At 55.5% G+C, this 26,500-nt stretch carries 28 protein-coding genes, 1 tRNA gene and 2 pseudogenes; 14 read left to right on the forward strand and 17 right to left on the reverse strand.

Features of this window, described 5'->3' with window-relative positions:
• Positions 1-8 precede the first annotated feature (8 nt).
• From ADG72_RS07710 to ADG72_RS07725, 4 genes are all read left to right on the forward strand, one after another.
• A tRNA-Leu gene (locus tag ADG72_RS07710) sits at positions 9-82 on the forward strand.
• A gap of 36 nt (positions 83-118) precedes the next feature.
• Positions 119-1,081: a Bax inhibitor-1/YccA family protein gene (locus ADG72_RS07715; protein WP_048714108.1), complete on the forward strand. Its 963-nt coding sequence runs from the start codon at positions 119-121 to the stop codon at positions 1,079-1,081.
• A 268-nt stretch (positions 1,082-1,349) separates the two neighbouring features.
• A complete protein-coding gene (locus tag ADG72_RS07720) occupies positions 1,350-1,748 on the forward strand; it encodes an FKBP-type peptidyl-prolyl cis-trans isomerase (protein WP_048714111.1) in 399 nt (132 codons plus the stop codon).
• A gap of 25 nt (positions 1,749-1,773) precedes the next feature.
• Entirely contained in the window at positions 1,774-3,303 is a 1,530-nt protein-coding gene (locus ADG72_RS07725; RefSeq protein WP_065427166.1) for an AI-2E family transporter, read from the forward strand.
• Positions 3,304-3,401: 98 nt separating this feature from the next.
• Here ADG72_RS07725 and greA read toward each other — a convergent pair whose 3' ends face one another.
• Both greA and trhA read right to left on the reverse strand, forming a co-directional pair.
• Positions 3,402-3,881, reverse strand: a complete 480-nt coding sequence (gene greA, locus ADG72_RS07730) for a transcription elongation factor GreA (protein ID WP_048714114.1) — start codon at positions 3,879-3,881, stop codon at positions 3,402-3,404.
• Positions 3,882-3,998: 117 nt separating this feature from the next.
• Positions 3,999-4,676, reverse strand: coding sequence for a PAQR family membrane homeostasis protein TrhA (gene trhA, locus ADG72_RS07735; protein WP_048714117.1), 678 nt, complete (start codon positions 4,674-4,676; stop codon positions 3,999-4,001).
• Between the two features lie 203 nt (positions 4,677-4,879).
• Here trhA and ADG72_RS07740 point away from each other — a divergent pair, with 203 nt between their 5' ends.
• On the forward strand, positions 4,880-5,641 hold the full coding sequence (locus ADG72_RS07740; protein ID WP_048714119.1) for an isoprenyl transferase: 762 nt from the start codon (positions 4,880-4,882) through the stop codon (positions 5,639-5,641).
• 98 nt (positions 5,642-5,739) lie between these two features.
• Here ADG72_RS07740 and ADG72_RS07745 read toward each other — a convergent pair whose 3' ends face one another.
• The 3 genes from ADG72_RS07745 to xseA form a co-directional block, all read right to left on the reverse strand.
• On the reverse strand, positions 5,740-6,687 hold the full coding sequence (locus tag ADG72_RS07745) for a carbohydrate kinase family protein (RefSeq protein WP_048714121.1): 948 nt from the start codon (positions 6,685-6,687) through the stop codon (positions 5,740-5,742).
• Positions 6,688-6,780: 93 nt separating this feature from the next.
• Entirely contained in the window at positions 6,781-6,990 is a 210-nt protein-coding gene (locus ADG72_RS07750) for an exodeoxyribonuclease VII small subunit (protein ID WP_048714123.1), read from the reverse strand.
• 46 nt (positions 6,991-7,036) lie between these two features.
• Positions 7,037-8,299 carry an exodeoxyribonuclease VII large subunit gene (xseA, locus tag ADG72_RS07755; protein WP_048714126.1) on the reverse strand — a complete coding sequence of 421 codons (1,263 nt, stop codon included), beginning with the start codon at positions 8,297-8,299 and terminating at the stop codon, positions 7,037-7,039.
• Between the two features lie 111 nt (positions 8,300-8,410).
• Between xseA and ADG72_RS07760 the strand changes: the two genes are divergently transcribed.
• The 5 genes and pseudogenes from ADG72_RS07760 to ADG72_RS07775 all read left to right on the forward strand — a co-directional run.
• Positions 8,411-9,463 carry a 4-hydroxy-3-methylbut-2-enyl diphosphate reductase gene (locus tag ADG72_RS07760; protein ID WP_048714128.1) on the forward strand — a complete coding sequence of 351 codons (1,053 nt, stop codon included), beginning with the start codon at positions 8,411-8,413 and terminating at the stop codon, positions 9,461-9,463.
• A 79-nt stretch (positions 9,464-9,542) separates the two neighbouring features.
• A complete protein-coding gene (ychF, locus tag ADG72_RS07765) occupies positions 9,543-10,625 on the forward strand; it encodes a redox-regulated ATPase YchF (RefSeq protein ID WP_048714130.1) in 1,083 nt (360 codons plus the stop codon).
• A 252-nt stretch (positions 10,626-10,877) separates the two neighbouring features.
• Positions 10,878-11,414, forward strand: coding sequence for a hypothetical protein (locus ADG72_RS07770; protein WP_048714133.1), 537 nt, complete (start codon positions 10,878-10,880; stop codon positions 11,412-11,414).
• The gene (locus ADG72_RS08580) at positions 11,386-11,631 is read left to right on the forward strand and encodes a type II toxin-antitoxin system RelE/ParE family toxin (protein ID WP_239667701.1); all 246 of its coding nucleotides are present in this window, start codon (positions 11,386-11,388) and stop codon (positions 11,629-11,631) included. Before ADG72_RS07770 ends, ADG72_RS08580 begins: the two co-directional genes overlap by 29 nt.
• A 111-nt stretch (positions 11,632-11,742) precedes the next feature.
• Positions 11,743-12,063, forward strand: a pseudogene (locus ADG72_RS07775) (TSUP family transporter); the annotation flags it as partial.
• A gap of 124 nt (positions 12,064-12,187) precedes the next feature.
• Here ADG72_RS07775 and ADG72_RS07780 read toward each other — a convergent pair.
• The 5 genes and pseudogenes from ADG72_RS07780 to ADG72_RS07800 all read right to left on the reverse strand — a co-directional run bounded on the left by ADG72_RS07780 (position 12,188) and on the right by ADG72_RS07800 (position 15,347).
• The gene (locus ADG72_RS07780; RefSeq protein WP_157857685.1) at positions 12,188-13,186 is read right to left on the reverse strand and encodes a hypothetical protein; all 999 of its coding nucleotides are present in this window, start codon (positions 13,184-13,186) and stop codon (positions 12,188-12,190) included.
• Between the two features lie 122 nt (positions 13,187-13,308).
• Positions 13,309-13,773: a hypothetical protein gene (locus ADG72_RS08845; RefSeq protein WP_048714139.1), complete on the reverse strand. Its 465-nt coding sequence runs from the start codon at positions 13,771-13,773 to the stop codon at positions 13,309-13,311.
• A pseudogene (locus ADG72_RS07790) lies at positions 13,770-14,496 on the reverse strand (ABC transporter ATP-binding protein). The gene ADG72_RS08845 and the pseudogene ADG72_RS07790 overlap by 4 nt, the downstream one beginning before the upstream one ends.
• A complete protein-coding gene (locus ADG72_RS08715; RefSeq protein ID WP_192831737.1) occupies positions 14,493-14,747 on the reverse strand; it encodes a hypothetical protein in 255 nt (84 codons plus the stop codon). Before ADG72_RS08715 ends, ADG72_RS07790 begins: the two are co-directional and overlap by 4 nt.
• 180 nt (positions 14,748-14,927) lie before the next feature.
• Positions 14,928-15,347 (reverse strand): hypothetical protein, encoded by a 420-nt coding sequence (locus ADG72_RS07800; protein WP_048714143.1) that lies wholly within the window; start codon positions 15,345-15,347, stop codon positions 14,928-14,930.
• 152 nt (positions 15,348-15,499) lie between these two features.
• Between ADG72_RS07800 and ADG72_RS08720 the strand changes: the two genes are divergently transcribed.
• Positions 15,500-15,865, forward strand: coding sequence for a hypothetical protein (locus tag ADG72_RS08720; RefSeq protein WP_192831738.1), 366 nt, complete (start codon positions 15,500-15,502; stop codon positions 15,863-15,865).
• A gap of 41 nt (positions 15,866-15,906) precedes the next feature.
• Positions 15,907-16,809 (forward strand): hypothetical protein, encoded by a 903-nt coding sequence (locus ADG72_RS07810; RefSeq protein WP_048714144.1) that lies wholly within the window; start codon positions 15,907-15,909, stop codon positions 16,807-16,809.
• Positions 16,810-16,820: 11 nt separating this feature from the next.
• On the opposite strand, the gene ADG72_RS07815 is transcribed toward ADG72_RS07810, so the two are convergent.
• From ADG72_RS07815 to ADG72_RS07830, 4 genes are read right to left on the reverse strand one after another with little or no spacing between them, the layout of a single operon-like run.
• Positions 16,821-19,055 carry a glycoside hydrolase family 2 protein gene (locus ADG72_RS07815; protein WP_048714146.1) on the reverse strand — a complete coding sequence of 745 codons (2,235 nt, stop codon included), beginning with the start codon at positions 19,053-19,055 and terminating at the stop codon, positions 16,821-16,823.
• Between the two features lie 8 nt (positions 19,056-19,063).
• The gene (locus tag ADG72_RS07820; RefSeq protein ID WP_048714147.1) at positions 19,064-19,933 is read right to left on the reverse strand and encodes a carbohydrate ABC transporter permease; all 870 of its coding nucleotides are present in this window, start codon (positions 19,931-19,933) and stop codon (positions 19,064-19,066) included.
• A 2-nt stretch (positions 19,934-19,935) separates the two neighbouring features.
• On the reverse strand, positions 19,936-20,823 hold the full coding sequence (locus ADG72_RS07825; RefSeq protein WP_048714346.1) for a carbohydrate ABC transporter permease: 888 nt from the start codon (positions 20,821-20,823) through the stop codon (positions 19,936-19,938).
• Between the two features lie 41 nt (positions 20,824-20,864).
• Positions 20,865-22,205, reverse strand: coding sequence for an ABC transporter substrate-binding protein (locus ADG72_RS07830; protein WP_048714348.1), 1,341 nt, complete (start codon positions 22,203-22,205; stop codon positions 20,865-20,867).
• A gap of 190 nt (positions 22,206-22,395) precedes the next feature.
• Here ADG72_RS07830 and ADG72_RS07835 point away from each other — a divergent pair, with 190 nt between their 5' ends.
• Both ADG72_RS07835 and ADG72_RS07840 read left to right on the forward strand, forming a co-directional pair.
• Positions 22,396-23,400 (forward strand): LacI family DNA-binding transcriptional regulator, encoded by a 1,005-nt coding sequence (locus ADG72_RS07835; protein ID WP_048714150.1) that lies wholly within the window; start codon positions 22,396-22,398, stop codon positions 23,398-23,400.
• Positions 23,401-23,509: 109 nt separating this feature from the next.
• Positions 23,510-25,153 (forward strand): sialidase family protein, encoded by a 1,644-nt coding sequence (locus ADG72_RS07840; protein ID WP_048714152.1) that lies wholly within the window; start codon positions 23,510-23,512, stop codon positions 25,151-25,153.
• A gap of 40 nt (positions 25,154-25,193) precedes the next feature.
• Here ADG72_RS07840 and ADG72_RS07845 read toward each other — a convergent pair whose 3' ends face one another.
• The 3 genes from ADG72_RS07845 to ADG72_RS08590 are packed head-to-tail and all read right to left on the reverse strand — an operon-like array spanning position 25,194 to position 26,430.
• On the reverse strand, positions 25,194-25,568 hold the full coding sequence (locus ADG72_RS07845; RefSeq protein WP_048714154.1) for a DoxX family protein: 375 nt from the start codon (positions 25,566-25,568) through the stop codon (positions 25,194-25,196).
• Positions 25,565-26,146, reverse strand: a complete 582-nt coding sequence (locus tag ADG72_RS07850; protein ID WP_048714155.1) for a GNAT family N-acetyltransferase — start codon at positions 26,144-26,146, stop codon at positions 25,565-25,567. The genes ADG72_RS07845 and ADG72_RS07850 overlap by 4 nt, the downstream gene beginning before the upstream one ends.
• A gap of 17 nt (positions 26,147-26,163) precedes the next feature.
• On the reverse strand, positions 26,164-26,430 hold the full coding sequence (locus ADG72_RS08590; protein WP_080978677.1) for an EamA family transporter: 267 nt from the start codon (positions 26,428-26,430) through the stop codon (positions 26,164-26,166).
• Between the last annotated feature and the right edge of the window lie 70 nt (positions 26,431-26,500).

Genomic DNA, 26,500 nt, shown 5'->3' on the forward strand with positions numbered 1-26,500 from the left:
TGGGCTGTGCCCCCATAGCCCAATTGGCAGAGGCAACCGACTTAAAATCGGTGTGTTGTCGGTTCGAGTCCGACTGGGGGTACTCATAAGAACAGGAACCGAGGGAAAGGAAACTGACATGTCAAACCCCGTGTTCTCAAAGATGGAGCGCGATTGGTCGCGCGCTGATTCGACTCCCGCTGGCTACCCGACAATGCCCGGCTATCAGCCAACGAACGCTCAGCCTTCTGGAACCACCGTGCTGGACCCGCAGCGCTACCCCTATGCGCAGCAACAGGCCTCGGCACAAACTTCCGCGCAGAACCCCTACGGCGCGCCAAGCGGAGCCCCAGCGGTTGATCCTTCGGCCTACGCCGATATGCAAGCCGCATACCAGGCGCCCTCTGCAGATGCCGTTGATCGCGGTCGAATGACCTACGATGATGCGCTGATCAAGACGGGGATTACTTTCCTGGTTCTGCTTTTGGGCGCTGCCCCGGCATGGATTCTGACGCTGACAAGCCCCCTTCTGGGACTCGGTCTTGCTCTTGTTGGCGGCGTGCTTGCCTTCATTCTTGCTATGGTCAATAGCTTCTCCAAGACGATCCGTCCCGCACTGATCATTGCCTACGCCTTTGCTGAAGGGCTCACGCTGGGTGCGCTTTCGGCCGTTATGGAGATGGAATACCCGGGTATCGTCGCTCAGGCATTTATCGCAACCGTTGTGGTTACGGGCCTGACGCTGGTGCTCTTTGCTTCGGGCAAGGTCCGTAACTCGCCCAAGCTCATGAAGTTTACGCTCATTGGTATTTTCGGCCTGCTGATCACACGCCTTGCGAATGCAGTGCTGGTTGCCTTTGGCTTGATGGCGCCCATTGATTCGATGTACATCATGGGTATTCCGCTGGGAATTGTTGTCTCGGTGGTTGCTGTTTTCCTTGCGGCGATGAGCCTCATTAGCGATTTCGATACCGTAAAGCAGGGCGTTGAACGAGGTGCTCCCGCAAAGTTCGCATGGTACTGCGCCTTCGGCATCATGGTGACGGTTGTTTGGATGTACATGGAGATCCTGCGCATCCTGGCAATTCTGAATCGTCGATAAGCTCGTTTAGCGTTTGACGTTTGACGTTTGAAAGGGGCCGCCCTCACATAGAGGCGGCTCCTTTCCTGTGTGCAGTGCATTTTTCCGCTGCCCACCGGATGTCCCGTTCAAGTATGAATATGCCTGCGTGCCCAGTGAATCCAGGTTGATCTCCGGGAACATTTGTGCAATTTAGGGAACGCGTGTCCTATCTCGCGCGACTGGGTTGCGGGAATGTTTAACTAGAGCGTCACCATTTTTCCCCACTGTGATTCCCCAAGGAGGAACCATGGAAAACGTGAACGTCAGCGGCGAATTCGGCCGCAAGCCCACTCTGGAATTTACCGATTCAACCCCAAGCGATGAACTGCTGGTTGAGGTTCTTCATGAGGGCGATGGCCAGGTTGTTGAACCCGGCGATACGATCCACTGCCACTACCTGGGTCAGGTATGGGATGGCAATGTTTTCGATAATTCCTATGATCGCGGCGCACCCCTGAGCTTCCAAATCGGCGTCGGCATGGTAATCCGCGGCTGGGATGAAGGACTGATCGGACAGCGAGTGGGATCTCGCGTTCTGCTGTCAATTCCCTCTGATTATGGCTACGGTTCCCGTGGTGTTCCCCAGGCGGGAATCCGCGGTGGCGATACGCTAGTCTTTGTCACCGACATCCTCGGTGTCTCCTGATTGTGAACGATAGACAAGGCAAGGTATGAGCGAGAACGAAACACCGCGTACTCACAGTTCTTCCCAGCAACCGGATCGGGAGCGTGGCGAGGAAAGCGCGGGGAGCTCAGGCCTTGCCTCGTCGCTTTTAAAATCCCTGGATGAGCTGCGACGCCGCGTGAGCGATCAGCGGCGCGCAGTTCAGTCCTCGGCCCCCGAGAAAGCCCCTGCTTCTGCTGCCAGCGATGCTTTGCCTCGTGATGCTGCCGAGGCTGTTCCCTGGTCTTTGCGCGTGGGCGCCGCGGTTGCGTGGCGGGCGATTATCATTGCGGCTGCCGTTGGGCTGCTCGTGTTTGGGATGACCTTTGTCTATGGAATTGTTGTCCCCGTCGCCGTTGCAATGCTCTTGGCAGTCTTCTTGAGTCCCTTGGTGTCGTGGCTGCACCGAAAGCTGCATTTCCCGCAGGCTCTGGCTGCTCTCAGCGGCCTACTTGCGACTTTGCTCGTCGTTGGTGCGGCGCTGTCGACGGCTGGCGTTCAGATTTTGAACCAGGTTCCATCGCTGCTGACCCGCGCGAATGAAGGCGTATCCGCGCTTTTAACCTGGTTGCGGACTAACCCCATGGGGCTTGATACCTCAACCATCGATTCCCATCTTCAAAACCTCCAATCCGAGGTTGTCACCTGGGTCCAATCCCATGCCCAGACTTTGGTCTTTGGTGCCTTCAACGCCACCTCTTCTGCAATTTCATTGGCCACCGGCTCGGTAATTGCGCTCTTCTGTCTTTTCTTCTTCCTCAAGGATGGACGTGAGATCTGGGTCTGGTGCGTCCGTCTGCTTCCCAAGGGTGCGCGCGAACCCGTTCACGAGGCCGCAATCCGCGGTTGGGCGTCGATGGGTGGCTACGTCGTTGGGCAGATGCAGGTCGCCGCGATTGATGCTTTGAGTATCGGTATTGGTGCTTACTTCCTCGGCGTTCCATTGGTCATTCCGATTGTCGTTTTGGTCTTCTTCGGTTCCTTTATCCCGATTCTTGGCTCACTGTTCTCGGGCATTATTGCTGTCCTCGTCGCGGTGGTTGATCAAGGATTTACCGTTGGTTTGATCATGCTGGTGATTATTGCGGTCGTCCAGCAAGTTGAGGGGAACCTCCTGCAGCCTCTTCTGATGTCCAATGCGGTGTCATTGCACCCCTTGGTTGTTTTGCTCGGCGTGACGGCGGGGTCGATGGTTGCTGGAATTACCGGTGCGATCTTCTGTATTCCTGTTATTGCCTTCATTAATTCAGTGGTCCTGTACCTGCATGGCCATGATCCTGAGCCATCATTGGCGACGAAGATGGATCGTCCCGGAGGCGCTCCCGGAACCCTCGATGCGATGATCGCTCATTCCTATGGGGAAGATCTTCCGCTCCTTGCAGGGGATGAAGTTGATGCGCACACCTATGCCGTGGATGAAGAGCTCAGCGAGCGTATGGTTACTGCCGGAAGTGTAGAGCCGGGCGATACTGTAGGGACGCGTGTCGCCGAAGAAATCGCAGAGAGCTCTCAGACGAATGAAGAAGAGAGCGAATAGCGCGATAAGACCTTGTGCGAGCGCGTTGTTCTGATTGAATACATAAAGCTGTGGGGCCCAGAGATTAACTCTGGGCCCCACAGCGCGTCTGGGTTTACTCAGCCAACGAAAGGTGTCGCGTCCAAGATCTCAACGGTGATCTCGCGGCCATTGGGGGCCTCGTAGGTCAGGGTGTCGCCCTTGCGGTGTCCGATGACTGCGGCGCCTAGCGGAGCCTGCGCGGAGAAGACCTGCACACCAAGGTCGCCGCCGGCGTCACGTGAACCCAGAAGGAACTTCTGTTCACGGCCAGCAACCATGGCGGTCACAACCATTCCGGGCTCAACAATGCCGTCATCTGCAGGAGTTTCGCCGACCTGCGCATTACGCAGCATCTCTTCCAAGCTCTGAATGCGAGTCTCATTCAAGGACTGTTCGTTGCGCGCAGCGTGGTAACCGCCGTTCTCGCGCAGATCGCCTTCTTGGCGTGCAGCGTCAATAAGACGCGCAATTTCGGGGCGGCGTACCTCGACGCGCTCCGTCAGCTCCGCCTGGAGCTTGTCATACTGGGCTTGGGTCAGCCACTGGGTATCAGCCATTACTTTGCCTCCGACATGTGTCGATGAGTGTCGACGTGTTCTTTGACTCTACAGATTTGACAGCCTACCAGCCTTAAGGGCGGTGCGGGCGCATTTGCGCTATCTGTGGAAAAAGAATTACAAGACAGCGAGATACACGGCTACGCAGTGGCACGCCCACGCAAGCACGGTGCACAGGTGGAAGATCTCATGGAAGCCAAACCAACGCGGTGAAAGGTCTGGCTTCTTCGTCGCGTAGACTACTGCGCCGATTGTGTACAAAATTCCGCCTGCAAGAAGCAACCACACGATCACAGCGCCACCCAAGGACCAAAACTGCGGCAGATACCAGAGAGCAACCCATCCCAGAGCGACGTAGATCAGTGTTGCCAGCCAGCGCGGTGCGGTCGGCCAAAACAGGTTGAGCAAGATCCCCAGGAGTGCACCTCCCCAGACGATGGACAAGATTGTCACTGCCTGGTCATGGGGGAGGATCGCGATGGAAAGGGGGGTGTATGTGCCTGCGATCAGAAGGAAGATGTTTGAGTGGTCAAGGCGGTTCCACACGACTTCCCAGCGTGGGGACCAATAGAAGCGGTGGTAGAGCGCAGAGATCCCAAAGAGGATCAGCGAGGCGGCAAGGTAGATTGCGGACCCGCCTTTGGTTGCACCGGTGGGCGCAAGGCAGGTGAGGACAATCGAGGCCGCCAAAGACAGCGGTGCGGCGACAAGGTGAATCCAACCCCGCAGGTGGGGCTTAACCGATACATTCTGTCCGGGAAACCACTGGGTGGGTTTGAGGGAAGCGATTTTCATGAGTGCCTCCACGAAAGATCAACCTACGCATGCGTAACTTACTACACCGTAGGGTACGCCAATTTAAAGGGAAAGGCAGCAGTCTTCCGCTGATTGTGAACAGTTAAACTCGATGTTTGCATGAGGAACAAATATGCGATGAGCGTCATATTCGCGATACTCTTAACCCATGTTGACGCGCTCACGCGTGGGAGGGTTTAGCAGTGTCACAGTGGAATGTGCTTTACGACGTTTATGAAAAGCGCCTTCGTGCGTCTTTGTTGGGGCGTCCAATTCCTCGCCACGTCGGCGTAATTTTGGATGGGAATCGTCGCTGGGCCAAATCGATTGGCTTCACCGCGTCCCAGGGACACCGTGTTGGTGCAGGGAAAATCACCGAATTCTTGGGTTGGGCCGAAGAAGTCGGCGTTGAAATCGTCACCTTGTGGATGCTTTCGACAGATAATCTATCTCGCCAAAGTGATGAGCTCTCTGAGCTGCTCGCGATTATTTCTCAGGCTGTTTCGGCATTGAGCCAGGCCGGTAAGTGGCACCTGCGAATTGTTGGTGACCTACGACTGCTTCCTGAAGATATCGCCAATTCTCTTCGTCAGGCTGCTCAGGAAAGTCCCTCAAAGAGCGCTTTGAGTGTCAACATTGCGGTTGGCTACGGCGGTCGTCATGAGATTGTCGAGGCCGTGCGTGAGGTGATCCGTGATGCTGGGCAGCAGGGTGAGAGTCTTGAAGAACTTGCTTCGCGTTTGAAGGATTCGGACATTGCTGAACACCTGTATACCGGTGACCAACCCGATCCTGATCTTGTCATTCGAACCTCTGGCGAACAGAGACTGTCAGGATTCATGATTTGGCAGTCTGCACACTCTGAGTTTTATTTCTGCGAAACCTATTGGCCTGACTTTAGGAAGATTGATTTCCTTCGTGCACTTCGTGCCTACGCCCAAAGAGAGCGGCGGATGGGGAAGTAGCTCCCTGTTGTGAAGGCTTCAGCTTGGTACAGCGTGGGGGGCGCGGATCTTTTGATCCGCGCCCCCCACGTCTTTCAAAGCCAAGTGAGTGAAGAGTCTTAGGCGAGGAAATCAGCGAGCTCCGAGAGCCACGGTGGATTCGCACCCGCACGAGAGACCGTGATATCACCGATCGTTGCTGCACGCTCCAAGATGAAGTCAACCTTTGAGGCATCCAAATCACGCAGAGCGGGACGCGACATGGCGCCCACCAGGCCGAGTGACCACAGGGCGTCGATCAGACCTCCCATGAAGGAATCGCCTGCACCAACGGTGTCTTCAACCTTGACATCTCCGGCGGGGATAGAACGGCGAACACCACTCGAGGTGAATGCCGCTGCGCCGTCCTTGCCCTTCGTGACAATGATGAGCGAGGGGCCTGCGGTGAGCCAATCACGGACTACATCGTCAATGTCGCGCCCGTTGGTGAGCCAAGCGATATCTTCGTCGGAAACCTTGACGACATCGGAAATACCGATGAACTTATTGACAGTTGCCAAGGCCTCTTCAGGCGTTCCCATGAGCGCGGGCCGAGCATTGGGGTCATAAGTGATGATGGCGTGCTGGCGCGCAGTGACCATCGCATCCAAAACGGCGTGTGCGCCTGGCTCGATCACTGCGGCAATTGAACCAGAGTGGACGATTCGAGCCTGAGTGGATACGGCAATGGGGCTATTTGGACACCAATCAAGATCGAAGGTGTAGGTTGCCGCGCCCTTTTCGTTGAGCTTTGCGAGTGCGGTCGGTGTGTGATCAGCACCGAAGGACTCCTCGGTGATGACAACGTGGGAGGCCGTGAAGTGTTCTTCGAGGATGTCGCCGCGTTCATCGTGTGCCAGCCACGTTTGCAGGCCAACGTTACGGCCCAAGCGTCCGAGCGTCATTGCAACGTTTGCCGGTGAGCCCCCGGGGATCTCGGCAGCCGGGATAGGGCTATCTGCGGGGACCACGATATCCATCAGGGCTTCTCCGATGGAGAGGATGTGGGGGTCGGTTGCGAGGTCCATGTTTCCTCCTGTTTCCAGACCACTTTGGCTGGTTTCCGCGAACAATTGACGTTCTCAGTCTAACCAATCTCTGGGGGCCTGGGCGACGGAGAATTAATTTTCTGTTCCCTGTTCCATCCGTTCGGTTGCCGCGTCCAAAATCGAGCGGCAGCGGGTGGCAAGTGCTTCGCCGCGTTCCCACATGGCAAGAGTGTCTTCTAGGGGTGCCTGTCCGCTTTCCAGTGTCTTCACGATGGCGATTAACTCATCGCGTGCTGCTTCATACGACAGAGATTCCGGTGCCGGGAGTGTATTTTCTGCCATGTGATCCTCCAAGTCGGGTGGGTGTTTTGGTGAGAAAGTGGGAGAGTTATTCGTTTGCCGGTGCTGCGCTATTTGTTGCTTGGGTGGAGCCAACGACTTGGGCAACCAAGCGGCCTGAGGCAAGGATGCCTTCGACCAGGGTGCCTTTAGGAACTTGCGAGGCGTCGCGAACCAATTCGCCAGAGGGAAGCTTGAGCATGGAATACCCGCGTTCCAAAGTGGCCTGTGGTGAAAGAGCGCGCAGGGTTGCCGAGGCCTGAATGATTCCCTGGCGCTCCTCGCTCAGCCGTCGCTCTATCCGGGAACGCAAATTTGTCACCGCTGAATCAATGAGAACGCGATGAGGTTCCAATGTTGCTGCCGGCGTGAGGAAGATGGGACGCGAAACAACAAGATCTAAATGATGACGTTCTTGTGTCAGTCTGCGCTCGATCGCATTGCGCATTGCTTGAGAAGCGCCAGCCAAACCCTCAAGCTCTTGGGCAAGGTCAGGAACAATGCGTCTGGCTGCATCCGTCGGGGTCGATGCGCGGAAGTCGGCCACGTAATCCAAAAGTGGCGCATCGCCTTCATGCCCGATTGCCGACACCAGGGGAGTGGAGGCGGCTGCAGCGGCACGTACCAAGGCCTCGTCAGAGAAGGGAAGAAGATCCTCAACGGAACCGCCGCCTCGAGCAACAACAATCACGTCAACTTCAGGGATTTGATCGAGATCGGCAATGGCATCGCTGACTTCGCGCACCGCGTACTGACCCTGGACCGCGACCTCACGGACCTCGAAGGCCGCAGCGGGCCAGCGCGCACTTGCATTTACGATGACGTCATCTTTTGCCTTCGCATTTCGCCCGCACACAAGGCCAATAACGCGCGGAAGGAAAGGAAGAGGTTTCTTACGTCGTTCGTCAAAGAGGCCTTCGGCTGCGAGTTTTTGACGCAGGCGTTCGATTTGAGCCAATAGATCGCCCAGACCTTGAAGGTGAACCTCGGCGGCTTGGAGGTTCAAGCTTCCGCTGCGTTCCCAAAAAACGGGCTTGACGCGCGTGACGACTTTGACGCCTTCTTCAAATCCTGCGCCAACGGCAGAAATGACATTTGGGAAAGCCGTAACGGTCATCGAGGTGTCAGATTCGGTGTCGCGCAAGGTGAAAAATGCCATGCGCGAGCCCGGGCGCGGGTTGTATTGAACGACCTGACCTTCCACCCAGAGCGAAGACATTCGGTCAACGTAGATCTTGATGTTCTGCGTGAGTCTGCGCAGCGGCCACGGGTTTTCGCGCGTCGTATCAGCAGCTTTTGCTGCGGGGGGCATGTTCTCTGGCACGAAATAAGCATGACACAGGCCAGGGGCATTTGCGTCCAGACTGGGAAGGAAAAGCAATTATGGTTCGCAGATGCACATGGCGGCCTGTACGGTTGATCTATGACTCATGACGACACCCTTCGTACTAGCGAAAGCGATTCCCGCGTCGAAGGTGGGAAGATCCTGCTTGCAGCGCCTCGTGGATATTGTGCGGGTGTTGATCGCGCGGTTGATGTTGTTGAAAAAGCCTTGGATCTTTACGGTGCGCCCGTCTACGTCCGTAAGGAAATCGTTCACAACAAGTTTGTCGTCGAATCTTTGACGAAGCGTGGCGCGATCTTCGTCCAAGAAACCGATCAGGTTCCCGAAGGCGCGCGTGTGGTGTTCTCTGCTCACGGGGTTTCGCCTGAAGTTCATGCGGTTGCAGCCCAGCGTCACCTCGCGACAATCGATGCGACCTGTCCGCTGGTCACGAAGGTGCACCGAGAGGCCGTGCGCTACGCGAAGGAAGACTACGACATTATCTTGGTTGGCCACGAAGGCCACGAAGAAGTTGAAGGTACTTTTGGCGAAGCTCCCGAACACATTCAAGTGGTTGGAACGCCTGAAGAAGTCGACAACCTGGTCGTTCGTGACCCCGAGCGTGTTGTGTGGATTTCGCAGACGACCCTTTCTGTTGATGAGACGCGTCAAACGGTTGATCGCTTGCGCCAGCGTTTCCCTAAACTTGTTGATCCGCCTTCAGATGACATTTGCTACGCAACGCAGAACCGCCAGGGGGCTGTGAAGGTCATTGCCCCTCAAGTCGATGTCATGGTTGTTGTGGGTTCTGCGAATTCCTCGAACTCGGTACGTCTGGTTGATGTTGCGCTCGAATCGGGTGTTCCCGCTGCCTATCGCATCGATAAGGCCGAAGAGCTTCAGGACGAATGGTTCGCAGGGGCGAAGACTGTGGGCTTGACCTCGGGAGCATCGGTGCCGGAAATCCTTGTCCGTGATGTGATTGCCTGGCTGCAAGAACGTGGTTTCCCGACTGTTGAGGAAGTCCGAACTGAGACGGAAACGACGACCTTCGCGCTTCCCCGTGACCTGCGTTCGGATTTGAAGAAGGCCGGACAGATCGATGTGCGCCCGCATGCGCGTCGCACTGCCGGACCGGATCACACCAGCTGAGCGAAATTTCACCCGATTATGCGCGCACTTTCTAGGCGCGGGCAAACGGGAGTGCGGCCTCGTCGGATAGGATAGAGGCGTGTCTTTAACTATTGGTATCGCCGGCCTGCCCAACGTTGGCAAGTCCACTCTGTTTAATGCTCTGACCCGCGCGACCGTTCTGGCTGCGAACTACCCCTTCGCAACCATCGAACCGAATGTGGGCGTCGTTCCGCTTCCCGATGCGCGTTTGAACAAGCTCGCCGAGATTTTTGGTTCTCAGCGCATCATTCCCGCGACAGTTTCTTTCGTGGATATCGCGGGTATTGTGCGTGGTGCGTCTGAGGGTGAGGGCTTGGGTAACCAGTTCCTTGCGAACATTCGCGAGGCCGACGCCATTTGCCAGGTGACGCGCGCTTTTTCCGACCCCGACGTTGTGCACGTTGATGGCAAGGTTGATCCTGAGTCGGATATTGAAACCATTAAGACCGAGCTGATTCTGGCTGACATGCAGACGCTTGAGAAGCAGATCCCGCGTCTGGAAAAGGAAGTTCGCGGCAAGAAGACCGAGGCAATTGTCCTGGAAACTGCGCGCGCAGCAATGGAACTGCTTGAAAAGGGCGAACTGCTCAGCGGCCCCGCGGGGGCAAAGCTTGATCAGGATGCACTCAAGTCCTTCCAGCTGATGACCTCTAAGCCCTTCATCTTCGTGTTCAACATGGATGCTGAAGAAATGGACAACAAGGAACTGCAGGACGAGTTGCGTTCACTTGTTGCCCCCGCTGAAGCGATCTTCTTGGATGCACAGTTTGAGTCCGAGCTTGTTGAGCTGGATGAGGATGACGCGCGAGAGATGCTAGCGGAGTCCGGTCAGAGCGAATCCGGCTTGGATAAGTTGGCGCGAGTCGGCTTTGACACCCTTGGCCTGCAGACCTACCTGACCGCTGGCGAGAAGGAAGCGCGCGCCTGGACGATTCACAAGGGCGACACTGCTCCCAAGGCTGCCGGCGTCATCCACACGGACTTCGAAAAGGGCTTCATCAAGGCTGAAATCGTCTCATACGACGACCTGATCGAGGCCGGTTCCATGGCCGCAGCAAAGGCTGCTGGCAAGGTCCGCATGGAAGGCAAGGACTACGTCATGCAGGACGGCGACATCGTGGAGTTCCGCTTCAACGTCTGAGTTTTCTTCTACGAGGCAATGGCCGGGTCGCGCGAGGGCGTGGCCCGGCTTTGCTGTTGTGGTGCGATCGGGGGTGAGGTGTCTAGTCGATGCCCTCACATGCGCCTCTTTGACAAAATGATGGCGTCCCTGTAAACCGTTCATGAATGGCCTGACACCGTGCCCCGGTTTTGGTAGCCTGCGGCGCGCGCCCTCTAACGGGATCGATGGTGACCTCGTCGGGTTCGGAATAGATGTCAAGGAGGACAGTAGATGGACGTGGGGTCGGTTGCGGACTGGGTAGGAGCCGTTAGCGGTTTCTTAGCAGTTTTCGCTGCGGTTGTTTCATGGCAGACGAGTGAAAAAGTCGTGAAGCTCGAAGAGAAGCGTGACAGGGAGCGTGAGTCTGCGGCGGAGCGCCGACAGGCTGAGCATGTGACAGTTGTCGGCGTTCAATGTCCTGATGCTCCACAGGAGGAGCGGTACGCGATCTTGGTGGTGAATGGTTCGGATGCGCCCATTTACGACATTCGCGTGGAGAGTCAGAGAGCTGATAAGAGTTGCGAAAACCCGCCGTTAGACCTTGCCGTGCTTCCGCCGGGGAAGTTTGTCATCCCTGCTCACCCCACTTACAACTGGGGCTCGGTCATTGACCAGGAAGTTGCCCACATGAAACTGAATATGATGACAAAAGGAAAAGCGGGAGAAATGATCACCCACGTGTCATTCGTCGACGCCGCGTCGCAGAAATGGGAACTCGTGCGCGGACGTGAACTGCGGAGTGTTGGCTCCGGCGGAGGTGAGGGGTAGTAGCCTCGGATCCTTCTGCGTCGCGCTGCGCAAGTTACGCCAGATTGATGCTGCGTGTCGTTTGGAGGACCTCCGGATCCCTCCGGGCAATCGCCTCGAGCGTCTGCTCGGTAATCGTGCAGGGCAGTACAGTATCCGAATCAATGATCAGTGGCGTATCTGCTTCAGGTGGGGCGATGCGGGGCGTCGACGGCGTGCGCCACACGACCGACGGTGACTCCGTCTTCACCGACGACGGCGTCGACGTCGTCGTCATTGGCTCGCCCAGCGCCGCTGGGGACCTCCGCACGTCAGCCAGGGGCGCGTCGCTCGAGCCGTCTACGGGACACTCACGGGCTTCACGACGATGGCGGCGAACGCAGGCGGACCCGTGACCTCCATGTACTTCCTGGCCTCACAATTCTCAGTGAGCGAGTTCCTGGGCACCACAGCCTGGTTCTTCTTCACGGTCAACGTCATCAAGGCACCCTTCACGATCGGCATAGGCCTGCTGCGTCTCGAGCATCTGCCCCTCGTCGCCCTGTTGGCACCCGTGGTACTCGCGTGCGCGTGGGCGGGGCGCCGCCTGGCCGCCCACATCCCGTTGCGTGTCTTCGAACCCCTCGTCGTCACGACGACGATAGTTCCGACGGTGCCGCTGCTCCTGTAGATCAAGTTGCCGCTGCTTCAAGCAGACCACTTACCGTCGACGTAAGCGTCAGTGACACACACGGACGACACGACTCATGCCCGCGCTCTTAAATAGGCGTTTTACCCTCACAGTGGCGCGGCGACTATCTCTTCAAACTCACATTCTGATACAGCTCACGAGCGCAATGACTAACAATCCCACCGTAAATACCGTCAGGATTTCTTTCATTGGCGATTCGTTCAACTTCCTTAAAGCAGAAATCTAGCTCGGTTCGAAAAGAGGAATGACCCGGCTGATTCTGCGCCGTATGATAGGGCGCCATCAGGGTATTGATCGTTTCGTCAGAGAGTTCACGCTTGATCCAATCACACGTTTGAGATAGCGCCTCACAATCAGTCAAAGGCCGTTTCGACTGTTCCTGCGTCACGCCGAAGCTCATCTTCACCTTATGAAACATCAGCGAAGAAAAGATCCGTTCACATTTCCGCACCCACCTTGGCCTCTCAGTAACCTCCACCACCACGATCGCAGCTAGTACGCACCAAGGAACTGCTTTATCCTTTGCCATGTCATATATGTCATTCCAAATATCATCCCCCACATCCTCACGCACCAACCGCAATCGGTCACACGGACTTAAGGATCTAGGAGCACGGCTCACCGTCCGCATCCCCCGATAGACAAGCGCTACGAACAAAGCAGTCCATGCACCAGACACAAACTCTCGAGGCTCCGGGACAAAACTTTCCAGGTAAGAAGAAAACAGTAATGAAGTAGCGCCTACAACGAAAGAACCAATGATCTCCCCAATCAGGACAATACAATGGAAAGGCGCATCTCTCATTCCACTCTTGATCCGTTCGACCAACGCTCTGCCTGATGAGAGACACACGAAGGAAAGCGCACACGCAAAGAAAGTGACCCAATCATATAGCATCAAACGACGTGCAGTGACAACCACGCCAAGGGTCGCAACGAATACTGGAATGGTTCTAAAACCAATATACTGAGTGGCAATTTTTCCCCGGCTACGCTCAAGCTTTGAAACACTATAGGAATATGATGCAGGTTCTTCTATTTTGACCATCGAATAGAAACCCTTGAGCAGCATTCCAGCGAATACACCCAAAACAATAGACAATATTAAACTCAGCGTTCAACACTCCTATCAACATGACTTACAAAGCAGAAAAGAATGCGCTTCTACACATCATCAGCTAGCCACATTTTCTCCACCGTATGCGATGGCCGATGTGTTGCAAATCAACATATCACGAAATGCAAACCTTCTTGTCCAAGCGCATGTCGCTGAGCACCGTCCAGAGATAACGCTCCACTCACTCCGAGGAGTACCTCCAGCTCTTCGAGCGTGTAGTGCGAGCAACGCTCCAGAAAGGCGACCATCGTGCCCACGTCTGCCAGATCGACGCCGCGCGAGCAGCCCAGGCGCGCGGCCGCCGCACCCATCGAGATGATGGGGACGATGAGCAGGGTGGCCGCGAAGTACGCGAGGATCACGTAGAAGGACGCCATCCCATCGAGGCTTGCGGGGTCGTTGGCCGTGGCGGAGGTGGCGGCCATGGCTGCACGCGACCCGAAGGCCATGACGCCACCCGTCACCGCGAGCAGGAAGGCGTGCGGCAGGGCAAAGGCGGCGACCGTGAGGACACTCGTCGCCCGGTCGCGCGAGCGCAGGAGCACTCCGGCGGCGGTGCGTCCCGCGCTCATCGGGCCACCCCCTGGTTGGGGGTTCCACTGCCTCGGGCCTCGAGGGAGATGCGGCCGTCGCGCACGTGGATCGTGTGCGGCAGGCGCGCAGCAACAGCCGGGTCGTGGGTGACGAGGACGAGGGAAGCGCCCGTGGAGGCGCAGGCGCTCGTCAGGAGGGGCATGACCTCGCCCCCCGGTCGCCTGGTCGAGGGCCCCCGTGGGCTCATCCGCGAAAATCATCGAGGGATTAGTGGCGAGCGCGCGGCCGATCGCGACGCGCTGGGCCTGTCCGCCCGACAGCTGGCCAGGGCGGTAGGGTCCGGCGCCGTCAAGGCCGAGGCTCGTCAGGATCTCACGTGCGCGAGCGATGGCCTGCGATTTGGGTGTGCCCGCCAGCATGAGGGGCATCGCGATGTTCTCTTCCACGGGCAGCTCGGGCAGAAGCTGGCCGTCCTGGAACACAAAGCCGAAGCGATGCAGGAGTAGGTCGGAGAGCACGCGCTCCGACATGGTCGTCATCTCTTCACCGTCCAGGGTGATGGACCCTGAGCTGGGGCGCAGCACGCCCGCCAGGCAGTGCAGGAGCGTGGTCTTACCGGAGCCCGAGGGGCCCATGATCGCCAGCTGCGTGCCCTGCGGGAGGGTCAGGTCGACGCCAACCAGGGCGTGGACGGGCGTGTTCCCACGCATGTATGTCTTCGTCAGTGCTCGGGTCACCAGACCCGCGGTGTCGTGTGTCATGTGTGAACGATAGGCCCGCAGCCTCGCGCATTTCTATGAGGGTCCACCCTGGTCGTCGCCCCCTGGTTCATCCCCGACATCGACGCCGCAGTTGCTACGTTTGACGCATGAAGCGCGCCCTGGATCCCCTCGCCGCCCAGCTGCTGCTGGATCTGCCGGACATGGCCAAGCGTCGCGGCATGCGCATCCATATCCACCTGGGCGAGTCCCACTCCGAGGCCGAATGGTCCGAGACGCGGACGACCGGGCACGTGAGTTCTACCTCCACCAGTCCTCGCAGTTTGTTCCCTGCCCGGGGGGCAGACAACCACCTCATGCTGTCGCTACGCGCACTCCGGGAGTTCATAGACGCTCTGTGAAGCACTTCGATTAGGCGCCAACATGTGAGGGCCCGGGATCGATACCGATCCCGGGCCCTCACAGGGTTAGATTCAGTTGGCGCCCGGCGTGATAACGACGGTGATCTCGGTGCTGATGCCGTCCGGATCGGTCAGGGTCACGGTGATCGGGTCGTCGTCCTCGCCCAGCGCACGCAGCGGGTGCAGGGTGACGATGTTCTTCTCGGACTTGCCCACCTCAAGGGCGGTCGGGTCAGAGACCTCGATCGTCCACTTGGCGGCCTTGTCGGAGTCGGCCAGCTTGACCTTCAGGTCGTGCTTCTCGGGGACCTTGATCCCGTGCTCGTCGATCTGAGCGATGGGACGCTCGACCGTCTTGACGTCCTTCGGGGTCACGTAGGAGTGAGCGGAATCGGAATCGGTGGCGCAGCCAGTCAGGGCGGTGACGCCCAGGCCGAGAGCCAGCACTGCAGTAAGGATGGAACGCTTGTTCATAAGCACAATACTAAGCATCCATCCTCACAGATATGCATCACAAGGCCTGTTTTGGGACGATGCCACATCATCTCACGTCACATGGACCAGACCAGCGCTCCCGAATCCACGTCCGCCCAGTACGAGCTGGCAAACTCCGCCCACTGCTGCGGGAACTGCAGCTGCGGGCTGTGCGTGCCCCCTCGGATGATGCTCTCGCGGGCCCCCAGGTCGGCGGCCTCCTCGGCGTGCCACGAGGGCGGCCAGATCTCGTCCTGGTCCCCGTACAGCATGTGCACGGGCACGCGCCCGGTGGCCGCGAGCGCGGGTGTGTCGGGGCGCAGCTCGGCCAGGATGCGGGTGATTCCGACCAGGTTTTCCGAGGCCGTATCGAGCGCGCGAATACGCTGGAATTCCGCCTATCCGACGCCGGGTTCGTCGAAGTTCATGTCGGGGAAGTAGGTGCGCAGCACCTGCTGGCGCGCGCCGGACCCGTGGGCAGGGGGTCGAGGATCGGCGCTATCCGACGAAGCGTGAGTAATCCCTACTTCCAGTAGAATCGCACTACCTGTTTTCGATGTGAGTGATAAGAGGCACTATGAGCCAGGAGAAAGAACCTATGTTCTCCGAAGAAGCCACGCATGGCTATCAGAAAGATGAACTTCTTGATGCTCCCGTTTTTGAAGGTGAACTCATTGAAGATGATGAGAATGTCCCTCTGCTTTCTGAGCTCTCGACGGAGGAAGGGCAAGAGGCCTCGGTTTATGCAGTCTTCTTTCTGAAGAAGCTCGTGCGCATTCGGGGAGTGCGGATCTCTCGTGAAGACTTCCTGCGCCAAGAGCTTCAGAAAGCTCACTTGAGTGAGTCACAAATTGAAGAAGCTATTGCCAGTGATCCGATCTCGGCGGGAATTTCTCAGAAGCGTTTGGACAAATTGGCCAATGACGCGATTTCTTATGAAACGAAGAAATCGACCGCTCTCTCATTTGTCGCTGGTATTCCGGGTGGGCTCGCAATGGTGGGGACCGTGCCCGCTGACTTGGCGCAGTATTACGTTCACTCGCTTCGGATCATGCAAAAGCTTGCGTATTTGTATGGATGGAAAGAATTCCTGACAGATCCAGAAGATATTGATGATGAGACCATTGCGCAGATGGGCCTATTCTTCGGCGTCATGCTGGGGGTTGCAGGAGCTGCTGAGTCGATGCGGGATTTTGCTCGGATGATCGTTGCCCCTGCTATTGAAAAGCGAGTTGCGCGCAAGGCCTTGATGAAGGGGACCTGGTATCCGGTCGTTAAGAAATCTCTCAAGGTCATTGGAATTTCCGTGACGAGGCAGGGCTTTACCAAAACAATGTCGAAGATCCTCCCGCTTATTGGCGGAGTGATTTCGGGTGGCATGACCTTCGTTTCGCTTCAAACTCAGGCCAATCGACTCAAGCAGCACCTGCGTCAGCTCCCGCCTCCTGGAGCTGACGCAGTGGGGCGGGCACAGGGCTAGCAGGCGTCTAGCTAATCCTCTTTCCACCCCGGCCTGGGAACATCGACAAATTCACCGGCTCTTGCGCCGCGTCGGTTTGCAGCTTCGACTTCGGCGGCGTCTAGGTATGCGCGCGCGCAAACTACTCCTGACTCGTCTTCCACCCAAATCAGTAGACGGGCAGGGTCTTCTATCCCTGAAACGGAGAGAGAGAATTCGGGAGAGAGAATAAAAGGCTCTGCGAAAACCTCACAAGCTGATACATGAACACCTGCTGCACCCGCGACCTTGCGGATGTCAAAATCCACCGGGCTGTGAGCGGGTATCCACATTGCATAGGCGCGCCCTCGTATCTCGCTGACTCCATGATGTGAAAGATGAAAACCGATCAGTTGCCCGGCAAAGGGGATAGCAATATCTGCTCCGGCTTCACGCGGGACAACGTTCAGTACAATGACGGTATCGGCGTTAACAGCAGACGGTATACAACCCGCCCATTCCTTGGGATTCCGATTAGCATCGAGCAGTCCTGCCATTTCGTGTTCAACGTCAGTGAGCTCTGTGTAGACGTATCCACTCATGGAGTCGTATCGGCGCATTTCCTGTGTCTCCCAGCGCAAATGCCACGCGCGCTCTACGCTTGTAAAACCTTCCCCGTATTCACTATTAAGGTTCGGTAAACTTCGCAGCGCGGGGTTTTCGTTCCCGTATAAGTGCTTATCAACTGTGAAATTGGGTCCTAAACGAACCGGGAAGTCGTCTCGTTCAGCGCGCATGAGCTCTGCAAGGCGCTGATTCCAAACCGCAATTTGAGGCTCATAATAATGCCAGTCGATGATGTCACTTTTAACGTGTGACCAACCCGAGTTTTCGATTGCAGGACGCGTCGGATCGCAACGTTTCAATTGATCGAAAGCTGCCGCTGCCGCAGCCGCACGTATCGGGCTGCCTGGAATATCCCAATCTAGGCCCCACTCTTCGTTGTACAACCCCCATAAGATGATTGATGGGTGGTTGAAATCGCGCGCAACCATATCTGCAATCTGCAAATTAAACACTTCGGCGCCTTCAGGCGAATACCGGCTCGAGCATGGGGGTTCAGCCCATACCAGCATCCCTATTTTGTCCGCCTCGTGAAGCCAAAGTGGATCTTCAAGTTTGAGATGTTTACGAACCATTGTGTAGCCGAGCTTGCGGGCTAGGTACAGATCCTGCAGTAACTTCTGCTTGCTGGGTGCAGTGAGCCCAGTTTCCGGCCAATAGCCTTGGTCAAGGACACCTCTAACAAAAAGACGTTCTCCGTTCAGCCACAGGACCCCATCGCGGCTCTCGATCTTGCGTAACCCCGCGGTTACGGTCACCTGATCGGCTGTGTGGCCAGCGCCGGTGGTCAGAGTAAGGCGGTAGAGGAAAGGATTGGATGGTGACCATAAATGAGGGTCTTCAATGGGCAGAAATGCTGTGAGAAAGCCATTTTCATCTGTGGATACTATGGTTTCCTCGTTGCTTTCCTCGACCTTAATCGTGACTGCTTGACCGCGGAAGCTGTCGGGGGAGCTAGCCCGAGCTTCCGAGGTTTCTGTCGCGAAAATCTTTGAACCGGAGAGAGCAGCAGTAATTTGGAAACCTCTCAGCGAAGTACCGTCAACCTGAATGGAATCAAGAAATGGTGCGCCGCGGCTCTCTAACCATGCGGATTGCCAGATACCAGAGGTTGGAGTGAAAGAAACGCCGTCATAGTCATCACGCGGGATTGAACGTTGCTTTCCATGCGGAATATGGCGCTTATCTACGGGAGCATCCACGGAAACAGTAATTGTTGCTGAGAAGTCAGAATCGAGTCCCGGTGTGTGCCTTGAACCTGTCTGTAACGCATCTGTGATGTCGAATTCAAAAGATGTGTGCCCACCCGTGTGAACACCAATTCGCATGTCGTTTACGTAGACTTCAGCACGGTAAAAAACTGCGCCAAAACAAAGGACTGTGCGCCGTCCCAACCACTCTTTGGGAATGTCAACCTGTCGAGAATAGACTCCGTGCTCGAGCCATGTGCGGTTGACTCCAGACTGTTTGGTTTCCCAGGCGAAGGGTACACAAATAAGTGATGGAACTTGTTCGTTGACTGCTTTCCTTAACCCCTCCGGAGTTGAGGAAGAGCCGTAGTCTGCTTGGAAACTCCAAGGTCCATTCAAACTGATCCAGTGTTGAGAACGATCTCGGTCTGGGCGGGGGTAGTCGCTCCGAGGAGTCGTGGTATCGGTGTACATCAGAGTATTCAGCCTTTAACGCTTCCAGCAAGAATTCCGTTGATGAAGTGTTTCTGGAAGATCATGAAGAGAAGAAGAAGAGGAATAAGCGCGACTGAGGCCGCAGCGAGAAGTTCACCGGTAACTGTTGCATAGTCGGCGCCAATACGGTTTCCGGAGATGTTTTGAGCGAGGGTTGAAAGAACAACCTGAAGGGTAGCCATTCGATCAGAATTCGCAGCGACTACTGGCCACACAAAATCGTTGTAGATATTCATGATCGTCAGGACTGCGAGCCCAGCTAGACCCGGGCGGATCACGGGGATGACTATCCTCCAGAAAATAGTGAATTCGCCGCAACCATCAACCCGAGCTGCATCAAGGAGCTCGTCTGGAACAGTTGAAATGACCTGACGCATCCAAAAAATTGCGAAGGCATCAATTGCTCCGGGAAGAATCAGAGCTTGATAAGTGTTGATCCAACCGAGTGCTTTCATCTCTAGTAGCAATGGAATGATCAAGACAATGGTTGGAAGCATCAACGTTAACAAAACTGCTCCAAAGGCGAAGTTTCGGCCTCGGAAGTTGTATTTTGCGAAGGCAAATGCGGCAAGTGGTGCAAAGAACATCGTGATGCCGCCCTTAACTACAAGGACAATCGCAGTGTTTTTAAACCCAGACAAGATTGGGACATCCGAAAGCATCGCACGGTAGTTATCTAGGGTCAGAGTCGATAGGTCAAAATCCAGAGGGCTTCGGACGATTTCACTCGCAGGTTTAAAACCGGAAAGAATTGCCCAAGCCACGGGGGCTAGGAAGCAAAACATCAGAATCATCAAGAAAGCATGCGCCCCAAGATGAAGACTGCGCCGTGACTGGCGGAAAAGTAGGGATGACATATCTACTCCTTCGAAGTCAGGCCGCGGACGAACAAAAGAGACAAGGTCATGACAATCACAACGAGCAGGATGGAATTAGCGGCTCCAGTTCCAAGGTCTGCGCGGGTGATGAAGTTGTACAGGTGATATCCGGCGGTTGTCGTCGAGTTGTAGGGACCTCCTTGAGTCACGACAAAAGGCTCGGCGAACATTTGGAAGACTCCCAACGTCTGCATCACCACAACGAAACCTAAGGTTGGGCGAAGGAGCGGCATAGTAATGGAGAACAACTGGCGGACTTTGCCCGCGCCATCAATCTCAGCGGCTTCGTAAAGGGTTGAATTAATTGACTGAAGACCAGAGAGAAGAATAATGACGACGAATCCAGTGGTCTTCCACAGGAACAAGAGCGCCAAGGTTGGTTTTGCCCAAGTTGTCGTGGTTAGCCAGCCGATGTTCTCAATTCCAAAGATGCGCAGAAAGGCATTAACAGCTCCATATCGTTCGTCAAAAACGACTACCCAGACCTGTGCAATTGCTACGAGGGGAGTGACAAACGGAATGATGAATGTGACGCGGTATAAACTGCGGAACTTCATCTCGGCTATGTTGAGTAGGACAGCGCTGACAATCCCGAGTGCGAGTTGGGTCGGAAGCACCAAGAGCCACAAGATGGCGGAGTTTGCCAGTGAAGCCCAGAAAGCCTTATTTGTCAGGAGATAAGAGTAATTACCCAGCCCCACCCACACGGCATTTCCGGATCCGTGCCAGTTCGTCAAACTCAGCTCGGCAGTGAAAAGCATTGGATAAACGCTAAAGGCCAAGAAGAAGATGATGAAAGGCGTGATGAAAATATATGGGCTAGTTTTCTTGCGCAGGCGTCCGCTCGTTAGAGCAGCGCGAGTGCTCACTCTTGCTTTGTAGCTGTGCGGGTGAGGCTGAGTAAAAGTGCTCATTGTCGATCCACAAGATTCTTCTGGATGTCGTTAGATGAGTTCGTGATGACTTCGTCAACGCTGAGTTTGCCGTCGTACATCAACTGGATATTGGTTCCCAAGTAATCGACAGCGCCGGTCCACCAGCTAGGAATTGGCGTACCGCCTGGGATCTGAGAACCGGCTTCAGTCGCCACAGCCCACAGATCTTGTTTGCCTAGTGCGTCAGTCGGCGTGAAGAGTGGCACCTTCGGGTCCGCAGCAGGAAGATACGAGGGGATCGAGGTCGTTAAGCCGTTCGGATAGGTGCTTGAGGTTCCCCAGACCTTTGAATATCCGTCCTTGTCGAACATGAGGAACTTGTAGAAGAGCCAGGCGAGTTGGGAGTTCTTACCATTCTTGGGAAGAACAAAGGAAGAGCCGCCCATCGCGCCGCTTCGGGCGCCACCGGATTTCCATGCCGGGAGTTCCATCGCCCGCCAGTCACCGCGGGTTTCTTTGAGCATTTGTTCCGGTGCAAAGCTGTACCAGATCGCCCAGGGATAGAAGACTTCGTTCCCATTCTCGAGTTCAGCGATATCTGTGGCATCCAAGTATTCTGTTCGCGTTCCCAAGCCTTCCTTGTTTACGGTGTCGAGCCAGGTTAATATCTGGCGGTATTCCGCGCTGTCTAGGCGAAGCTTTCCTTGGCTGTCGCCAAGTGAAGTTCCAAGCTGGCTGGCGTACATTTCCAACTGCAGTTGGCTGAGGAAGCCTGCACGTTCAATGTGGATTGGCGCAGCATCAGGTTTGAAAGCCTTGTAGTCCTTGGCGGCCTTGAGGAGATCGTCGTAGGTCTTAATTGTCGTTGGATCAATTCCCGCAGCTTTGAGGGCCTTCTCGTTGTAGTAGAGCAGGCCGGGGTTGAGGTCGAAGGGGACACCGTAGATGCCGTCTCCCTTTCGGTTAACATCAACTTTCTGCTTTGAGATGTCCTTGGTATAGGGATTCAGCACGTCGCTAAGATCCCAAAGGTGGTCGGTGAATGCAGACACCTTGGCATCATCGAGGAAGACTCCGTCCGGAACATCTGTTCCGGTGATAAGGGTGTTTTGAAGTTTTGCGTCGATATCGACAGCTTCGTGGTGAACCTTGATGTTGGGATACTTCTTATTGAAGTCTGCGATGGTATTTTCGAAGACTTCGAAGAGGTCACCCGAGCGGTCCCAAATGGTGATTTCGCCGCTTGGGGATTCTTCCGTCGGGGCTTGTAGTTTGTTTGATGAGGATGCTGTTGAGTCTGCACTTCCAGTGATAGGGGTTGTGCAGGCTGACAGGCTGGTGCTGAGAACGGCGGCCGCGGCGACGAATGAAACCATGAGTCGCCACGAATGTGGGCGCCGCGATTGTAGCCCTTGCATCAAAACTCCTTTGTTAGGTTGGTGGGCGTGATACGTAGCCATAGCAGCTCACTAAATTGCAAACGTTGCAAATTAGTTCGCATCGAATCGCGTAGATGTTATATTACACAGGTTTGCAAACGTTGCAAAGAAGTGGAAGAATTGTTACATGGCTGTGACATTGCAAGACGTTGCTGAACGCGCTCAGGTATCTGTGCGGACCGTGTCTAACGTCGTGAGTAATTACCCGCATATTAGCGATGCAACACGTGCTCGTGTGCAAGCAGCTATCCAAGAACTGGGGTATCAGCCCAACCTTGTTGCTCGAACATTGCGAACTGGAAAAACTGGGATCATCGCTTTGTCTGTGCCGGAACTTGATGTTCCTTACTTTAGTGAGCTTGCGAAAGAGGTCATTAAGCAGGCTGGTGAGCACGGTTATAGCGCCATCGTCCTTCAAACAGGTAACGATCTTGAGCAAGAAGAAGCTCTTTTGCGAGGGAATACGAAGAATCTTCTATTCGACGGCCTGCTCTTCACTTCCCGGGTGACGGATGCGGGTTTGGTAGTGAAGAGGAAGCCGCGTCAAGCTCCGATTGTCCTGCTGGGCGAGTATGACTTTGATGGAACAACGGATCATGTGGCGATCGACAATCGACAAGCAGCTCGTGACGCCGTGGAATATCTGATTTCTTCGGGACGTAAATATATCGCAGCGATTGGGGCTCAGCCTGATGAAGTCTTCACTACGCCCCTTCAACGAACATTGGGATATCAAGAAGCGCTACGAGAGCGCGGTCTGAGTGTTATGGCAGAATGGCTTGTGCCCGCCGAGCACTACAGTCGCGAAGACGGATATCTGGCAATGCGGAACCTGCTTAGCTCAAACCGCCGGCCTGATGCTGTCTTTTGTTTCTCCGACCTTCTAGCTGTCGGTGCTCTGCGCGCTGCACATGATTTTGGCGTCAAGGTTCCTGATGACATAGCTGTTGTTGGAATTGATGACATCCCCGAGGGGCGGTATCAGACCTCGTCTTTAACCACCGTTTCGATCAATATTCCTTATATTGCAAAGACAGCACTCAATCTTCTTGTGAATCGGATCGAAGATCCAAAGCGTAAGGCGCAGCAATGCATTGTGCCTCACAGTCTTGTGATCCGGGAGAGTGCATAAGCGGTGTAGGCCGATTACTTTTCTGGTTTCGGCTCACCTCGTCAATGCACCCTTAACTGAATAAACCCGTCGGTTCCACTATTTTTCCTTTGCGTTGAAGGAGAAGAATATGCGTTCACGTGCTTTCGCATTTCTGATTTTGGTGATCATGCTGATTGTGGTCTCGCCTTTGTTGGTCGCCGTCTCGCCACCAGTAGGTGCAGTTGAATCTGGACAAGTTCTCTATTCCCCGAACTTGAAAGTGCATCCGAAGGGGAAAGCTGGCTATCCGAGGGGAATTCAACTTCAATACGGTGCAGGCAGTGGGACTCTTCTTGCGACGTTTGCTCGCGAAGGAGAGCACGCCCCCACTTCTCTTCCGATTTTTCGAAGTGGAGATCAAGGAAAGACCTGGAGTCTGATCTCATCAATTCGCTCCCATACGGACGGGTGGGACATTGAAGCTCCAACATTGTTCGAGGTCCCATTTACGCGTAACGGCCTTAAAGCGGGCGATATTCTTGCAGCTGGGACTGCCTGGAAACGGAAGAACTATACAGCTCAGAAGATTGAAGTCTTTTTGAGTAGGGATCAAGGAAAATCTTGGGAATATCTCTCAAATTGTACAGAGACAAAGAATCTCCCCAATACCTGGGGACATGGGATTTGGGAGCCTGCTTTCCTAATGACAAGTGACGGTCGAGTTGGCTGTTATATTTCCGATGAGCGTCCGGCAAATTCTCGAACTAATAACCAAGTGATTGGGCACTACTTGTCCCGGGATGGTGCAAGAACGTGGGAGCCAAACTTTACTCAGGACGTAGCGTTCCCCGCAGACAATCTCCAGCGTCCGGGCATGCAGACATTCGCGAAACTTCCGGATGGGCGTACCGTCATGAGCTATGAACTGTGTAGGGACGCAACCGATCCTGATCATGCATGCGAGGTTTTTATAAAGTTCAGTGAGGACGGCTTTCACTGGGGACCTCTTGATGATCCGGGAATTCTCGTGAGTACTGCTGATCACCGTCATCTTCTCCATACGCCATTGATTTCTTGGATGAAGGGTGGCGGTCCCCATGGGACACTGGTGCTTACTGGGCAGCGAGTGACTGCAGGGCATGTTGGTGATGAACGCGTTCTTGAGGAGAGCGGTTCAGTGATGCTAGTTAATACCTCAATGGGGAAGGGAGACTGGAGGGAAGTTGCTCTGCCTCTTTCTGTCGTGCCGACAGGTGCGTACGCCGAAGGACTGCCCTCATGCCCAGGCTATTCCTCTCCTGTAATTCCCTTGGCTGAGAACGGTGATTATGTCTATCTCGCAGCAACATGGTTAGGTGTAGGAGACCAATGTGAGATTCGCTTCGCGCGCGGTAAATTGCCGTTAAACACAGGACAGCTGGTTGGCCCAGGTCAGCAGTGCCTTGATGTTGATACCAACACATCGCGTAATGGAAACCCAGTGCAGCTATGGAACTGTAATGAAGCAAGCGGACAGCGTTGGAACCTTACGCCTGATGGTGCGATCGAGTCTCTTGGAAAATGCCTAGATGTCGATGCGCAGGGGACTTCCAATTTCACAAAAGTTCAGTTGTGGGAATGTAATGGTACCGGCGCGCAGAAATGGAAGTTACGCGCAGACGGATCATTGTTTAACCCACAATCCGCAAAGTGTCTTGATGCTCCCCAAGGGCGCGTTGAGAACGGAACACACCTGCAAATCTACGAGTGTAACGGGCTGTGGACCCAGAGATGGAGGCTAAGCCGTAGGTGATTCCTCCGCTAGATATCTGAGATTCGCGAGGAAACGGAAGTTAGCCTGCGTCGGCATCTCCTCGAAACACCCTCCACGCCCCGCGAATCAAAGGAATCTGAAGCGGTAGTCGAGCATATGCAAGTGCCTGTGCGGCCGCAGGCTTGCCTTCCTTGCGATAATCCATGGCCATCTTGATGTTTGCAGGGAAGACGGCGACGTACAGTGCGCTCGCGGCCAAGCCGGCCAGTCGCCTCGTCAATGGAAGCGCAAGGCCAGTGGCAATTGCTAACTCGGCAGCGCCGCTCACCAAGGTGTAGGTTCGCGCATTCCCGGGAAGGCTACGTGGCACAATCGCGTCATAAACCTGAGGGGCCTTGAAATGCATAACTCCTGCTCCTGCAAGCAAAAGTGCGTGCCAGTGTGCTGTCTTCATGAGGACTCCTGAACCGCGGCGTCGCGCCGCAAAATGAACTCGCGGTCAGCGTGATCGCCAACCATAAATGAATACTCTCCGACCTTCGTGAAACCGTAGCGACCGTACAGCCTCTGTGCACCGTAGTTCTCGCTCCATGCGCCAATCCACAGTGTTCGCGGCCCGTCTGCCTCGAGCCAATTCAACGCATGTTCAAGCATTCGGGAACCGCGCCCTCCACCTTGGTATTCCTGCAGCAAATACAGGCGTTGTACTTCCCCGTCGCCCTCCTTGACCTCGGGGTGGGGCAGGTGCGCGGGGCAAGCCGTCACGTAGCCGATCAACGTGCCTTCCGAGCCTTCGTCCACATGCGCGGGGGAGGGAGCGCTTTCGGCGTCCATGGAAAGCTCCTCGAAAAGCAACCAGGTCGGGCGCTTCGGATCCGCAAGCTCTGCGCGAAGGACCTCGGGGGAGTAGGCCTCGTGAATAAAACGATCAAGGTCGTCGGGTGCATAGAGGTGGCCAAAAGTCTGCGTGAAGCACGTGGACGCAAGCGCGGACAGAGCGTATGCATCTTCGAGTGTTGCTCGGCGCAGCATAACTTTTCCTCCTCTAGCTAGCCGATGACCATCAGTACGGCCCCAGCACACATACTAGCGATCCCCAATAGGTACCGTCCCGAGACCTGTTCGCGCAACATGAGTGCTGAAAATGCAACCGTCACCAGTATAGAAAGCTTGTCGATAGGGACAACGACGGACGCGGGGCCTTCCTGGAGCGCTCGGTAGTAGCACAGCCACGAGGCCGTGGATTTCCAGCTTCGCAAATACAGCGGTGATGCCAGCGAAGAATGCTGAACCTCAGGCGAAGAGAAGCCACACATTTTCAGGTTAACGCTAGTCAGAGGTCGATCGGCTACTCGCCTGAAATTTCCTCAAAAAATTCCCGATACA

Source organism: Trueperella pyogenes (genome assembly GCF_001070855.1).
Classification (GTDB): domain Bacteria; phylum Actinomycetota; class Actinomycetes; order Actinomycetales; family Actinomycetaceae; genus Pauljensenia; species Pauljensenia pyogenes_A.